This window comes from Devosia sp. 919, from assembly GCF_013185965.1.
Classification (GTDB): Bacteria; Pseudomonadota; Alphaproteobacteria; order Rhizobiales; family Devosiaceae; genus Devosia.
In genome coordinates, this window is record NZ_JABAOL010000001.1 from 3,343,378 (window position 1) to 3,357,324 (window position 13,947).

General features: G+C 60.3%; 10 protein-coding genes. 7 read left to right on the plus strand and 3 right to left on the minus strand.

Annotated features, from left to right (window positions below):
• Window positions 1–47: 47 nt before the first annotated feature.
• Window positions 48–1,199 carry a UDP-galactopyranose mutase gene (gene glf / locus HRQ64_RS16200; protein WP_172124316.1) on the minus strand — a complete coding sequence of 384 codons (1,152 nt, stop codon included), beginning with the start codon at window positions 1,197–1,199 and terminating at the stop codon, window positions 48–50.
• 415 nt (window positions 1,200–1,614) lie between these two features.
• Here glf and HRQ64_RS16205 point away from each other — a divergent pair, with 415 nt between their 5' ends.
• From HRQ64_RS16205 to HRQ64_RS16220, 4 genes are all read left to right on the plus strand, one after another.
• Window positions 1,615–2,721, plus strand: a complete 1,107-nt coding sequence (locus HRQ64_RS16205; RefSeq protein ID WP_172124318.1) for a glycosyltransferase — start codon at window positions 1,615–1,617, stop codon at window positions 2,719–2,721.
• Window positions 2,718–3,644, plus strand: coding sequence for an NAD-dependent epimerase/dehydratase family protein (locus HRQ64_RS16210; protein WP_172124320.1), 927 nt, complete (start codon window positions 2,718–2,720; stop codon window positions 3,642–3,644). The genes HRQ64_RS16205 and HRQ64_RS16210 overlap by 4 nt, the downstream gene beginning before the upstream one ends.
• 96 nt (window positions 3,645–3,740) lie before the next feature.
• Window positions 3,741–4,775 carry a glycosyltransferase family 4 protein gene (locus tag HRQ64_RS16215; protein ID WP_172124322.1) on the plus strand — a complete coding sequence of 345 codons (1,035 nt, stop codon included), beginning with the start codon at window positions 3,741–3,743 and terminating at the stop codon, window positions 4,773–4,775.
• 171 nt (window positions 4,776–4,946) lie between these two features.
• Entirely contained in the window at window positions 4,947–6,188 is a 1,242-nt protein-coding gene (locus HRQ64_RS16220; protein WP_172124324.1) for an O-antigen ligase family protein, read from the plus strand.
• Between the two features lie 87 nt (window positions 6,189–6,275).
• Here HRQ64_RS16220 and HRQ64_RS16225 read toward each other — a convergent pair whose 3' ends face one another.
• Window positions 6,276–7,412, minus strand: a complete 1,137-nt coding sequence (locus HRQ64_RS16225) for a DUF4214 domain-containing protein (protein WP_172124326.1) — start codon at window positions 7,410–7,412, stop codon at window positions 6,276–6,278.
• A gap of 619 nt (window positions 7,413–8,031) precedes the next feature.
• Here HRQ64_RS16225 and HRQ64_RS16230 point away from each other — a divergent pair.
• From HRQ64_RS16230 to HRQ64_RS16240, 3 genes are all read left to right on the plus strand, one after another.
• Window positions 8,032–9,750, plus strand: coding sequence for a type I secretion system permease/ATPase (locus HRQ64_RS16230; protein WP_172124328.1), 1,719 nt, complete (start codon window positions 8,032–8,034; stop codon window positions 9,748–9,750).
• Between the two features lie 36 nt (window positions 9,751–9,786).
• Window positions 9,787–11,154 carry an HlyD family type I secretion periplasmic adaptor subunit gene (locus HRQ64_RS16235; protein ID WP_172124330.1) on the plus strand — a complete coding sequence of 456 codons (1,368 nt, stop codon included), beginning with the start codon at window positions 9,787–9,789 and terminating at the stop codon, window positions 11,152–11,154.
• Window positions 11,155–11,319: 165 nt separating this feature from the next.
• Window positions 11,320–12,738, plus strand: a complete 1,419-nt coding sequence (locus HRQ64_RS16240) for a hypothetical protein (RefSeq protein ID WP_172124332.1) — start codon at window positions 11,320–11,322, stop codon at window positions 12,736–12,738.
• Window positions 12,739–12,744: 6 nt separating this feature from the next.
• Here the strand turns inward: HRQ64_RS16240 and HRQ64_RS16245 are convergent, their stop codons facing one another.
• Window positions 12,745–13,902 (minus strand): glycosyltransferase family 1 protein, encoded by a 1,158-nt coding sequence (locus HRQ64_RS16245; protein WP_172124334.1) that lies wholly within the window; start codon window positions 13,900–13,902, stop codon window positions 12,745–12,747.
• Between the last annotated feature and the right edge of the window lie 45 nt (window positions 13,903–13,947).

Here is a 13,947-nt window from a genome sequence, read left to right on the forward strand (position 1 = left end):
CGTTTGCGGTGGAAAAGACCACAACGCAGTGGCGATTGATCCAATAGCTAGGCCCGGCTCAGCCGGGGCTGCACTTCGGTGTCGAAGGCCTTGAGCGCCGCACCGATCGCCTGGTGCATGTCGAGATAGCGATACGTCCCGAGGCGGCCGCCAAAGATCACGTTCTCTTCACCTTCAGCGAGGCTGCGATAAGCCTGGTAGACCTTTTTATCCTCGGGCGTATCGATGGGATAATAGGGCTCGTCCTCGTGCCGCGCGAAGCGGGAATATTCGCGCACGATATAGCTCTTTTCAGTCTGGTAGTTCCGCTCGGGATTGAAATGGCGGAACTCGAGGATGCGGGTAAAGGGGATATCCTCGTCGGCATAGTTCATCACTGCCGTGCCCTGGTAGTCACCGACACCCACGATCTCGGGCTCAAAATCGATGGTGCGCCAGCTCAACTCGCCGGCCCGATAATCGAAGTAACGATCGATCGGTCCGGTGAACACAACGAGCTTGTCCTTGGGGATGGTGTCCTTGATAGCGAAATAATCGACCCCGGTCTGGATCTCGATCAGGGGATTGTCGAGCATGCGCTCGAAGATGGCGGTGTAGCCGTCAACCGGCAGGCCTTCATACTTGTCGCTGAAATAACGGTTGTCGAAATTATAGCGGACCGGCAATCGGCTGATGATGCTTTCGGGGAGCAAGGTGGGATCGGTCTGCCATTGCTTGGCGGTGTAGCCGCGGATGAACGCCTCATAAAGCGGCCGGCCAATCAGCGAGATCGCCTTTTCCTCGAGATTGCGCGGGGCAGCGTCGCCGAGCTCGGCCGATTGTTCGCGCACCAGCGCCCGCGCCTCGTCGGGTGACATCTGCTTGCCGAAATACTGGCAGATCGTCGCCAGATTGATCGGCATGGGATAAACCTGTCCCTTGAACGAGGTGAACACCCGGTGCTGATAGCCGGTAAAGGCGGTAAAGCCGTTCAGATAATCCCAGACCAGCTTGTTGGGCGTATGGAACAGGTGGGCGCCATAGCGGTGCACCTCGATCCCGGTTTCGGGGTTGATCTCGGAATAAGCGTTGCCCCCGATATGGTCGCGCCGGTCGATCACCAGCACCCGCTTGCCCAGAACATTGGCGACGCGCTCAGCGATGGTAGCGCCGTAAAAACCCGCGCCGACCACAAGGATATCAAAAGACGTCGGATCCACTTGGCCATCCAGAGTTGGAGAATATGACAGCCCGGCCAGGACGCTGCACCACGAACGCGGTTGGCGACCTGATGTGCCGGACCCAGAGCTGGCAGTGTATGCACCAGCATGACCTAACAGCGCTGAACGTAAAGAACCGTCGCAACAGCCGGCGGAGGTATATGCCCGCCGTGCTTAACGATTAGGAGGAACATTAGCTGCAAGCGCTCTCAAGATCGGCCGAAAGCTGCCGCGACCAAGGCGCGCAAGCTTCCTGTTGCGTTAACTAACGCTGGACCCGACCGGGAAAGCCAACTAGCTGCTTCTTCGAGAACTAAAAGCGCAGGCGCAGTTTTGATCCGCCGGCGGAGCTTTCGCTACGCTCATCGGGCGACGTTCTTGCCGATATGCCCAAAACCTTGCTTCAGGAAGTCGAGTGCGAGTCCTTCATCTCTTCAAGGTCTATCTTCCCGACAGCTACACGGGCGTCGAGCGGGTAATTTGGCAAATAGCCGAAGGCACCGCGCCCTTGGGCGTGACTACGGACGTGTTATCGCTCAGCGCTCATCCCGATCCGAACCCAGTCCGCATCGCCAACCACTGGGCTCACCAGGCCAAGCTCGACTTATATGTGAGGTCAACCGGGTTGTCATTTTCGCTGCTGCCCAAGTTCCAAAAGCTCGTGGCGAAGGCAGACCTCGTTCACTACCACTTTCCATGGCCGATGATGGACTTGATGCATCTTCTGGCGCGTGTCCGAAAGCCTTCAGTCATTACCTATCATTCCGATGTTGTCCGACAGAAAAACCTTCTGCGCCTCTACCGCCCCTTGATGGATCGCTTCCTGGGTTCGGCTGACCACATCGTGGCGACCTCACCCAATTACGCGGCCAGCAGTTCCGTGCTGGCCCGATATCGTGACAAGCTGTCGGTGATACCGATCGGGATAGCCGAAGCGCCTGCGCCCGATCTCAACCGCATTGCGGCAATGCGACAACACGTCGGCGAAGGCTTCTTCCTGTTTGTCGGCGCGCTCAGATACTACAAGGGACTGCCTTTTTTGCTAGAAGCGGCACGCTCCACCGGTCTTCCCGTCGTTATTGCCGGCGGGGGCGACCCCTCGATTGTTGCGCGCGAGCGGCTCGGTAATGTAACCCTTCTGGGTCGGGTCGATGAAGCTGACAAGCAAGCCCTGCTGTCGCTTTGCCGCGTTTTCGCGTTCCCGTCCCACTTGCGCTCGGAAGCCTTTGGCGTCGCCCTTCTCGAGGCCGCTCAGGCTGGCAAAGCGATGATTTCCTGCGAAATGGGCACAGGCACGAGCTATGTGAATCTGGACAAGGTTACCGGTTTGACTGTCCCGCCCGGCAACGCCTCAGCTCTTGGCGACGCGATGCAGCGCCTGGCTAGCGACCCAGGCTTGGCATTGCGCATGGGCGAGGCCGCCCGCCAGCGGTATGTCGAACTTTTCACCGCCGAGGCGATGGGCAGATCATATGCGGCGCTTTATGGTCAGCTCATTGCGGCCAAGGCGAGCGGACCATGAAAATCCTAGTCACCGGTGCCAGCGGGTTCGTAGGAAGGCACCTTGTCTACGCGCTGCGCGCTAGCGGCCACGACGTGAAAACCGCCGGATATTCCAGCAAGACTCCTCTGGATTTCAGAGTCCAACTCTCATCTGACGCTGATTGGACTGCCGCATTGGCCGGGTGCGACGCGGTGGTTCATGCGGGAGCTCGCGCCCATGTCTTCGGTCATATCGGACCGGAGCAGGCCAGCGCGTTCGCGGATGTGAACACCGCAGGCACCATCGCCCTGGCCCGGGCCGCGGCAACGGCAGGCGTTTCCCGCTTCCTCTTCATCAGCTCAATCGCCGCTAGCGGACCGGGTGACGGCGCGGCCATCCGTGAAACGGACACCGCCCGCCCCGTTACCGCTTACGGCCAATCCAAGTTGGCCGCAGAAAAGGCGATTGCTGAGGTCGCTATTCAAACGGGCCTGAAGGTCGTTTCTCTTCGCCCTCCCCTCATCTACGGCGCCGATGCCGGCGGAAGATTTCGGCAAATGCTTGACTGGTGTGATCGGGGCTTCCCATTACCATTTGGCGGCATCAACAACCGCCGCAGCTACTTAGCAGTGCAAAACCTTGGCGCTGCGGTCCTGACCTGCCTTCAGCACCCGGTCGCGGTAGGAAAGGTGTTCAACATCGCCGATACCGATCCCCTTTCAACCCCTGCTCTGCTGCGCCTGATCTGCGACGGCCTTGGCAAATCATGCCGGTTGGTTACGGTGCCAACACTGCTGCTGCGCGCAGCACGCAAATTTGGCCTCGCCGCTCCAATCGATCGCCTGTCCGAGACAATGCTGCTCGACACCACTAGCATCCGGGAAACGCTGAACTGGCACCCGCCTGTGACTGTGCAAGATGGCATTCGCACCGCAGCTTACAATTTTGCTTCCCGGAGGTGACGCGAAACCCCACCGGAAGTCGGCTATGACCCAGAAGAGCCTGACTTGATTTTGAGGCTCTGGCAACAGCAGTTCAGAAACACCGAGTCATACGTTTTGCCACCACTCCTCCTGCCCAGCATCGCGTTATCAGCCGGGATTATCTCGGTCCTGCTCACCATCTGGCTAGAGCGTCATGCGCAACGCCTAGGTCTCGTCCAGGCACCCAATCATCGCTCATCCCATACCAAGCCAACGGCGCGTGGTGGCGGGCTGGCCGTTGCCGTGACTATCGTGGCCGCCGCAATTGCGTTGAGCCCCGTGGGCAGCCCGCGCCTTTTGTGCATTGCCGCCTGCATCGCCGCGATTGCCCTCTTGGGCTTTGCGGATGATCTCAAGGACCTCTCGGCTCGTCTGCGCTTCGCCGCCCAGGCCGTGATCCTGGTTGCCCTGCTTTGGGCCGCCGGACCGTTGCCCTTGCCGGGCCCCGACTGGCTGGCCGGTCCTATCCTGCTGCTGCTCCTGCTGTTGGTTGGGCTCTGGTGGATCAACCTTTTCAATTTCATGGATGGCATCGACGGCATCGCCGCCAGCCAAGCCGTCCTTGTTATCCTGGGGGCGATGCTCGTCTGGAGCCTGGGGAAGCCCGAGGCGATCAGCCAACCGACCTTTTGGCTCGGCTGCTCAGCGGCCGCTGCCAGCCTGGGCTTTCTCCTCCGGAACTGGCCGCCCGCACGGATTTTCATGGGCGACTCCGGCTCTAATGCCTTGGCATTGACCGTGATGGCGCTGGCTCTTCTCTCCATCTCGGCGGGCGAATTGGGGTACAACTGCTGGCTCATCCTGCCAGCAGTTTTCGTCAGCGATGCCACTGTTACCCTTTTGCGAAGGCTGTCCAGAGGCGAACGGCCTTGGCAAGCGCATCGCCGCCACGCATACCAGCAACTGGCGCGCCGCTATGGCCATGCGCGGGTTACCACGGCCTATTGCATCATCACCATAGGCTGGTTGACGCCACTCGCCGCCGCCGCAGAGTGGTTCCCTCCTTGGCAATGGCAGTTAACACTGACCGCTTACCTTCCCTTGGTGCTGGGCGCCTGGCTGTGCAATGCGGGAGCCCGCACGGAAACCCCGGCAGGGGCAACTGAGTAGATCAACCGCAGCCTTCATGCGCCCCCCGTGGCGGATCCATCAGCGCAGCTAGGCTTGTCGGCCCGGACTCAATATCCTCAAGCGAGCCGCCCTTTGCCCAAAGGACCGCGTTAGCGTACAGCCATCCTCGGTCCACCCAGCCACCGCATTATCAGCAAGTCCGGAGCGTGCATGTCCGTCCCAGCAACCGCCGTCCTCGGGATCGCCAGATGGACTTTCCTTGTGGCGCTTTTCGTCCTTGCCAATCTGATCGGCAATGCGTCTCCCTATCTTTATCTCCTAGCCCTGCTGGTTGCCCTCCCCTTCCTGATCGCAGAGCCCATGGCCCGCGCCGCCATGAATCGCCGGGAAAGCTATGGCTATGTTGCCGCCTTTCTCTGCATCGCCATCGCCTACATTTTCGCGAAGGGGGGCTGGAGCAACTTCGATAATTTGGGAAACTTCGTTCCCTACCTGCTGTTCGTCCCGGCCCTGGGCCTGCTCGATGGCGGCTCCAAACCCTCCAACACTGCCCGCGTCGCCACTTTGGCGCTGATCGGCGCCGCCATTGCAGCCGCCGTGGCATCCTACGAGAAGTTCGCCCTGGGCCATGATCGGGTCGTGGGCTTCATCAACACCACTAATCCCTTCGCTATGGCCTCGGTGATGCTGGGCTTTTTGTCCCTCATGGGCTTCCTGGCGCTCAAGGACCGCCGCCGCTACCTCTTCTGCCTTGGCCCTGTGCTCGGGACCTATGCAGCCATTCTGGCGGAGACCCGCGCCGTGATGCTGATCGTCCTGGTCCTGTGCGTCGTCTTTGCCGTTTGCGTCGGCATCCAGCTTAGCAAGCGCGGTCGGCTGGTGCTGTTGCTCACCAGCCTTGTCGGCGTTTTGGCGGGCACCGCCATTCTGCTGCAGCTGGGCGCGACCGTGCGCGCCTTTTCCGCCATCGAGTCGGTCCAGCACTTCCTCACCGAAGGCGCGGCCATCGACCATTCCGTCGCCATCCGGCTCGAACTCTATCGCGGGGGCATCATGGCCTTCCTCGATGCCCCCATCTTTGGCTATGGCTCGCGCCATCACGTCGAAGCCGCGCGCCCCTTCATGGAACCCGGGATCGCTGCCGAAGTGGCGGGCTGGTCGCACCTGCACAACGACTACATCAATTTCGCGGCCCTCGCGGGCATCTTCGGCCTCGTCTCCTATGGCCTTTATCTGCTGATCCCGATCGTCTCGACCTGGAAGTCGGTGCGCGACAGCCAATACCATGCACGCTGCTATGGCGGCTGGGTCGTCACCGTCTGCTATGCCGTCTACGGCCTCTTCGGCTCCGCCTTCGCCGCCGAACTCCTCCTCGCCTTCGGCGCCATGTGCACCGCCACCCTCCTCAGCTTCTGCAAGGACGAGCGAGCGGTTCCGCTCGCAACATCCTAGGGGCGAATCTCGCCTGGGTTCCGGGAAGCCCGACCAGCGCTCATCTGTGGAGCGCTGGAAGTTCTGGGAGGCCGCCCGGCAGCCCAATCACGCCAGCCAGATGCCGCTCTCGATATTGGGGGCGACCAAGGCCACGTTTTCCGCACTGTCGGAAAAGCGCAGCAACACCTCACCCCGGCTCATGCCCGCTTCCAGCTGCCCGTTCCAGTACTGCCAGCCGCCGCCATCGGGAGCGCGATCCAGCACGTTCTCATAAACCGCATTGATGAAGGTGCTGTTCGACGAGTTTTCGCCGTAGAGCCAGCGGAACTCCGGGGACGCAGCAAAATGTTGCGCCAGGGTGCGCATGCCCATGCCATCGTCGACAAATCCGACATTGTTCGAGAGCCCATCGAAATCGGGCTGCCGATCAAAAGCGGCCTGGTACAGCCGGTACACCTGCCCCGCCGTGCCGTCCAAATCCAAAGCCAGGGTGTAATCCGCAAACTCCAGCCGTTCGGTATTGATCAAGTCAACTCCATTGACCACCGCCCGGCCCTCGCCGAGCACATCAACGTTGTAACTACCTGCCGTGTTCTGGAATCGGATCACGTCCAGATCGCCACGCCCGTCAAAGAAGTCGCCCACGTTCGCGATATTCACCTGATCGCGAAAATCGGTGCCGAAGGTGATGCCACTGGCCACAGGCATGGCATCGCTGATTTGCGCCGTGTAGCTGATCGGATGGGCCGCACCGCCGCGAAACTGCTGGGCATCATCGTGCAAGGTGCCCGAGATAGTCACCACAAATTGCTCACCGGGATCGGCATGGACCGCGGCCTGGAAGGACGTGTGCTCGTCATAAATGACGTAACCGAGTTTCGAATAATACTCCGCAAGTTCCCTGGCCGCCGGCTGGAAGTTGAAGCTGGTGAAATCGACATAAACAAACTGCTGTGGCGCAGTGGTTTCGCCAGCAATGGTGATCAGGAAGGCGGCTGCGTAATTTCCGCCATTGGTGGGCGCGTCGTCATTGATGGTCAGGGTGAATGCGCCCACCCGGTCCGTCTGGATGATGATCTGATCCTGGGTATTGCCACCAAAACCCAGATCTTCAAAGATGATCTGGCTGGGGCTGTTTGGAGTCACTCGCGAGAAAGAACGGATTTCGGTAGCCATGCACGGGTCCCCTGCTGTGTTTGATCGCACCGCCAGCAAGCTACGCTTCTGCAATGAACCCAGCATGAACTGGCCTAGCTTGTATGATGGGCAAAGCCCTTGACGGGGCGCACCTCAGCCTGTTGTTACGTCCCCCATGACCTTCATCGTTGTCGCTATTTGCCTGCTTGCGCTCGGCGCGGTTCTTTACGGCTCCCTCGTTCCCGGTCAATACCGCCCGCGTAGCGGGCTTGATGGACACATCGAGCATGGCCTCGCCTACGCCGTTAGCGCCGCCACTCTGCTTCCCTTCCTGCCTGGCCCAATGCAGGTGCTGGTTGCGGGAGCCGCAATGCTCGGCCTTGCCGGAGCGCTGGAGCTAGCCCAACGGTGGATACCCGGACGCTCCTGCCGATTGACTCACTTTCTCGCGAGCGCAGCGGGCGTCTTTGTGCCGATAACAGCAGGCTTGCTCTTCATGCTTGTTGGTAGTTGATCTTATTTTTGTCATACCGCCGCCAAGTTCCCCCAGCATCTGTCGTGCTAGCAAGCACACGGCCTTTTATGCTAAAGCCGCCTCACAGCCGCGTACCAAGACTTTATTGAAAGTTGACTGCTAGGCTCTACCCGCTGGGATGAATGCATTAACTTGCATCGACTGATCAGACCGACCTGCTCATACCACTGAGCACCACGAAGGCCCGCAATGAAGAATAAGAACGTCTTTTCTGACGCGCTCAAGACGTACCGCTCCGTACTCTTCTCGACTGTCGTCTTTAGCGCGGCGATCAATGCGCTGATGTTTGTGGGCCCGCTCTATATGTTGCAGGTCTATGACCGGGTGCTGCAAAGCCGAAGCGAAATGACGCTTCTGGTGCTGACCTTCATCGCTGTGTTCATGCTGGCGATCTATGGTGTGATGGAATGGCTGCGCTCGCGCGTATTGGTGCGGGCCGGAATGCGATTCGATGACACTCTCGCCAACCCGCTGTTCAATCGCGTGGTCACCAGCACCATTACCCAACCACAAGCCAAGGCCCATTTCGCTTTGGGCGACATCGACCGGCTGCGCGAGTTTTTCACCGGATCAGGCCTGATCGCCATCTGCGACGTCCCTTGGGTGCCAGTATTCCTGGTCGTCTGCTTTGTTTTCCACCCCCTGGTCGGGTGGGTGGCCACGTCTGGCGCCGTCATTATTTTCGTGCTTGCGCTGCTCAACGAAGTCGTCACCCGCAAGTCCTTGGGTGAAGCGAATACGCACTCTCAGGCAGCGCAGCACTTCGCCAACACCACCTTGCAGAACGTGGAAGTGATTCGCGCCCTGGGCATGGAAGACAGCCTTCGCCACCGTTGGGCCGAAATGCATCGCAAGATGCTCGAACTTCAGGCAGGCGCGAGCGATCGAGCCGGCGTTCTCCTTTCCGCCTCTAAATTCGTCCGCATGGGACTGCAGGTCGCAATCCTCGGAACGGGAGCTTATCTCGCCCTTGAGGGGCAGATCTCACCGGGCGTGATGATCGCTGCTTCCATCATGATGGGCCGCGCTCTCGCCCCGGTTGATCAAGTTGTCGGGCAGTGGAAACAGGTTATCGGCGCGCGGCAGGCTTATGCTCGCCTCAAGCAACTGTTCGAGAACCTGCCTGGTGAAGAGCAACGTCTGCAGCTGCCACGCCCCCTCGGGCGCATCTCGGCCGAGGGCGTAGCCATAGCTGCTCCCGGCTCGCGCATGCCGATCGTACAAGGGGTCACCTTCCAGCTCGAGCCCGGTGAAACCCTGGCTCTGGTCGGGCCAAGTGGCGCAGGGAAGTCCAGCCTCGTTCGGGCTTTGGTCGGCATTTGGTCGCCACTTGCCGGTGCAGTTCGGATCGATGGATCCGAGCTTGATCACTGGAACCGCAGTGAGCTGGGCAATTACATGGGCTACCTGCCTCAGTCGGTTGAACTCTTTGCCGGCACGATCGCGGAAAACATTGCGCGTTTCCGCGAAACCGATCCCGAGGCAATCGTCCTGGCAGCACAACGCGCCGGTGTTCACGACTTGATCCAGTCGCTTCCAGAGGGCTACGAAACTCAGATTGGCGTTGGTGGCGGACAGCTATCAGGCGGCCAGCGCCAGCGCGTCGGACTCGCTCGGGCCTTGTTCGGCGACCCAGCTTTCATCGTTCTGGACGAACCCAATGCCAATCTTGATGGTGAGGGGGAAGCCGCACTGGTGCGGGCGCTAAAGGATCTAAAGGAACGTCGCCGCACGGTTGTTTTTGTCAGTCACAAGACTGGGTTGCTGGCTTTGTCAGACAAGACCCTGATCATGGCCGACGGACGCATGCGCGCATTCGGCCCAACGCGCGAAGTCTTGCAGCCCAAACCCGCCGTTGCTGCCCGCAAGGAAGCGGCCCAAATTGCTCAAGTGTCTGCAGCAAGCTAGAAAGTCACCCCTTTTGCGCGGCCATCAGATCGCAGCTTGCGCGCGCGAATATCAGGAACGGGACATATGACCGATCTAAGCATCAAGACCGCGGGTATTTTACCTAAGCGCAAAGCGGACGAGTTTTCACCGCGTCCTTACATCCTGGCGGGCTACGCCACGATCATCCTGGCTTTTGGCGTTTTCGGAACCTGGGCGGCAACAGCCTCTCTGGCGAGCGGCGTCGTTGCGTCGGGCACGGTTTCTGTGGAATCAAATCGCAAGTCGATCCAGCACCTAGAGGGCGGCATCGTCAAAGAGATCTTGGTCCGTGAAGGGGATGTTGTTGATGCTGGCCAGCCTCTTGTAGTCTTGGATCCCACCCAAGCTCAGGGCAACTTCGCCGTGATGCAGACGCGCCAAACTATCCTGCAGGCGACCGAGGCGCGCCTCATGGCTGAAAGTCTTGATGCAGCTGAAGTGGCGTTTCCACCTGAACTTCTTGCCAGCGACAATCCCGAAGAACTCGCTGCGCTTGAAATGCAACGCACACTTTTCAACGACCGCAAGGCAACAAAGGACGGCCAGATCGGCATTCTGCGCGTGCGCAAAGACCAACTCAACGAGGAGGTCGAGGGCCTTGCCGTGCAGTTGCAGGCGACGGACGCGCAGAGAACTTCCATCGAGGACGAAGTGCGGCGGCTGACCACGGGACAGGAAAGTGGCGTTATCTCTACTAACCAGCTTTCCCAGCTAACCCGGCAGAGCTTGGAACTGCAGGGAAACTATGGCCGCCTCGTCGCTGAGATCGCCAAGATTAAGCAGAGTGTCGCCGAAACCGAACTCCAGATCCTCCAGCTGCGCCAGGAGTTTGTGGAACGTGCTGGCAATGAGTTGCGCGACGTCCGCGACCAGCTCAACGAGGTGTCCGAGCGCTTCATAGTTGCCAAGGACGTGCTCGACCGCACCATTGTTCGTGCTCCAGTGCGCGGCATGGTCCAGGGCATCATGGTGCATACGACCCAGGGCGTCATCCGCAGCGCGGAGCCAATCATGGATATTATCCCGCTCGATGATGATCTGATCATCAGCGCCCGTATCCGGCCACTGGACATTGACAGCGTGTCGGTCGGCAGCACGGCTGAAGTGAAGTTCCCTGCCTTCCAGAGCCGCACCACGCCGGTAATTTTTGGTGAGGTACAGGTGGTGTCGCAAGACGTGTTCGACCCCAAGGACGGGCGCACCGAGCCCTACTATATCGGACGCGTTCGGGTGGCCGACGAGAACGTGCCCGACGAGATCAAGGGTCGCCTCGTCCCCGGCATGCCTGCCGACGTGATCATCGCCACGGGCGAGCGGACCATGGTACAATACTTGATCAAGCCGCTGCAGGACTCGTTCTCGAAGGGCATGCGCGAGCAATAAGCACTGTTATTCTGCTCGGCAGCATTGTCTCTAGTTGCTACTCGTTGTACCCTCACCTGCGGGCAAGTTTTCGGCCTGCCTGAACTCGCCGGTGCTTTTCAGCCCATGGCGAGCGTCAGGTGAGTTCTCTCGCCTAGGCTGCGTCACAAAGGATCGCGATCGCGTATGAGCATCTTGTCCTTCGCAAAGTTTTCCAGCGAGAAGCCGCGCAGGATTATCCCTGATTGGACCAATCAGGAGATGGCCGACTTTTTCCGGGCCCATCGCCTGCTCGTCGAAAGTGGCGCGGCGATTGGTATGGACCGTGGCTTGTCGGACGAAGCCGAGCCGTGGCTGGTGTTTTACGATGCCACTACGCAGGAGGTCTTCTTGCATATCGCCCGGATAGATGGCACCTGTCTGCTGGTCAGTGATCACCTGTCCATCAAGATCAGGGCGCCCCGCATTGATCTCTTGGTCGACCGGTTCGAAGAAGCGATCCGCAATAGCTTCAGCCTGCGTGCAGATCGCTCGTCTAACATCGTCACTCACCCTGCATCCAGGATCATCATGTCGATATCGGCTGTGTTCCTGTTGTTCAAGCTCGACAGCACGAGTGCTGCTTTGGCTCGGGATGATGTAGCCGGTGGGGCACACGAAGCCCAACTTCGCAAGGAATCGGGTTTGCCTCCACGCGCGCAAGCCGCGCTGGTTCGCATCTTCGAAGGCGCTGACAATCCGGTGGCGGTGGCAGCTCTTGCCAGTGTGATCCTGGCCAGCGATCTGCTTTCGAGCGACGCGCACGCCCCTGAATTCGAAGCTGCTCCGGAATTGATGCTGTTCCAGGTTGAGCAGCAAGCCCCGGGCAAACTCCTCGCCGCCCAGGAAAGCGTCGCTGAAGACCGCCAGCAGGTCGAGGACTCATCGATTGAAACGGCTTCAACAACTCCGCCGCTATTGGTTAAACTTCCGGTCCTGATTGCGCCAGTCGTCGGAAAAGGTGACGCGCTTCTTGAGGTTGCCGAAAGCCACTCCGCCCACACCGATCAGGTGGTGTTCCAGTTTGCAGCCGTAGGGCAGACGCGCACGGAGCCGAAGGCGGAGGTCCAGAGCGCGCCGATCGTCGTCACCCAGGCGGTCGCCGCGGAGCCTGCGCCGGAGCCGGAAAAGGCCCCCGCCTCGCCGGCATCTTTGTCCCTGAAAGTGCTCGGTGAACTCGCCGTCTTTGATTGGACGGGCTTCACTCGTACAGATCTGGCTTCCGGCATTGTGGTATCCGACGAGGGAGAGCTCTCTCGTGCTGGCGCGCTCCCCCCGGAATCAGCAGCGCCCGCTGCCTATGGGTTTTCGGCCGACACGGCATTAACTGGCGAGCAGTTGATGAGCGTGCTGCGCCACATGATAACGGGCTTGGGCGGATACGAACTCGAGGAGCAGGGCAGCGTCCTGCGCGTGGAGCAACTCGACGTCGATTACGGCAACCCGGAACTGCTCGGGATTTGGAACAATACAATGGACGACGGAAGCTCGATCTCCCTGGTGGGCCAGATCGAGCTACTCGACGACATAACCGGGTTGCTGTCCGGCACTCAACTGGTTGCCTGAGCTGCCTTATAACCCAAGGGCTTTCCTGTAAGCCACGATCGTCTCGGCGGCACAATTCTCCCAGCTGAATTGTGCCGCGTTTTCCAGTCCCATGCGTGACGCCCCTTCTCGCCACGCCTCGTCATCCAGCGCCTGGGCGAAACCTTCCGTCATTGCTGCGACATCGTTGGGCTCCACCAGGATAGCGGCGCCGCCCGCGACCTCTGGGAGCGAACTGCTGGTTGAGGTCACGACGGGAACCCCCGAGGCCATGGCTTCCAGCACCGGCAGCCCGAACCCCTCGTAGAACGAGGGGAACAAGAACGCCCTGGCGCCGGCAAACAGGTCGGGCAGCTGCGATTTCTCGGCAAAACCGAGATAGCGTGCCCAGCCCTCGGCTTCGGCCGCGCGCAGTTTTTCCATGATGGCCTCGTTCTGCCAGCCGCTAAATCCCACCAGGACCAGCGGATAGCGCCGGCGCAGCTCAACGCTCAGCCTGCCATAGGCGTCCAGCAGGCCGGCAATATTCTTGCGCGGCTCGATCGTCCCTACGAAAAGCGAATAGCCGCCATGCTGCAGCCCCAGCGACTGCAAGCTTGCGCTGGTTTCCGCGGCCGTTCGCGGGCGAAACTCCGGGGAACTGGCCAGCGGCGTGGCATGGATGCGCTCGGGCGGCCAGTTGAAATAGCTGGCCAGCTCCTCACCCGCCGCCTTGGACACGGTGATCAAAACGCTCGCGCGTTTTAGCGCCAGCGCAACCTCTCGCTCCATGAACCGGACGCGCTCGGGCGGATGAAATTGCGGCCACTTGAACACGGAAAGATCGTGGATCGTTACGACACTCGGGCCGGCAAAGGGCGGCAGGTAAAAATTGGGCCCGTGAAACACCGCATCCCCGGCATCCTTGAGCGCCCGCCCGCGCCGCCAATGCGACACGGCTTGATGCAGATCCATCATGGTTTCGCTGCGGGCAATAAGGGTTTTGAGCGGCCGCAGCCGCGCCGCCATGCCGGGCACGCCCACTTCCCCCTCGTTGGGCAGGCCATCGCGGAACGACAGGCCGGAGAAATAGCGCAGCTGCTCCACCTGCGGGTTGGCCGCCAGGGCCCCTGCCAGCTCATAGGTATAGCGGCCAATGCCGGTGAGCGGAAAGCGGACCGGATCGATAGCGAGGATGACCCTCATGTGTACTCCAAGGCACCGGGCAGTTGCGGGCTAGGCTGCGCGCCG

What these genes read in the sequence shown, in the direction of transcription:
- HRQ64_RS16225 (WP_172124326.1), bottom strand. Translation starts at nt 7,412, where the DNA reads ATGCTGGGTTCATTGCAGAAGCGTAGCTTGCTGGCGGTGCGATCAAAC.
- HRQ64_RS16210 (WP_172124320.1), top strand. Translation starts at nt 2,718, where the DNA reads ATGAAAATCCTAGTCACCGGTGCCAGCGGGTTCGTAGGAAGGCACCTT.
- HRQ64_RS16220 (WP_172124324.1), top strand. Translation starts at nt 4,947, where the DNA reads ATGTCCGTCCCAGCAACCGCCGTCCTCGGGATCGCCAGATGGACTTTC.
- HRQ64_RS16245 (WP_172124334.1), bottom strand. Translation starts at nt 13,902, where the DNA reads ATGAGGGTCATCCTCGCTATCGATCCGGTCCGCTTTCCGCTCACCGGC.
- HRQ64_RS16240 (WP_172124332.1), top strand. Translation starts at nt 11,320, where the DNA reads ATGAGCATCTTGTCCTTCGCAAAGTTTTCCAGCGAGAAGCCGCGCAGG.
- HRQ64_RS16230 (WP_172124328.1), top strand. Translation starts at nt 8,032, where the DNA reads ATGAAGAATAAGAACGTCTTTTCTGACGCGCTCAAGACGTACCGCTCC.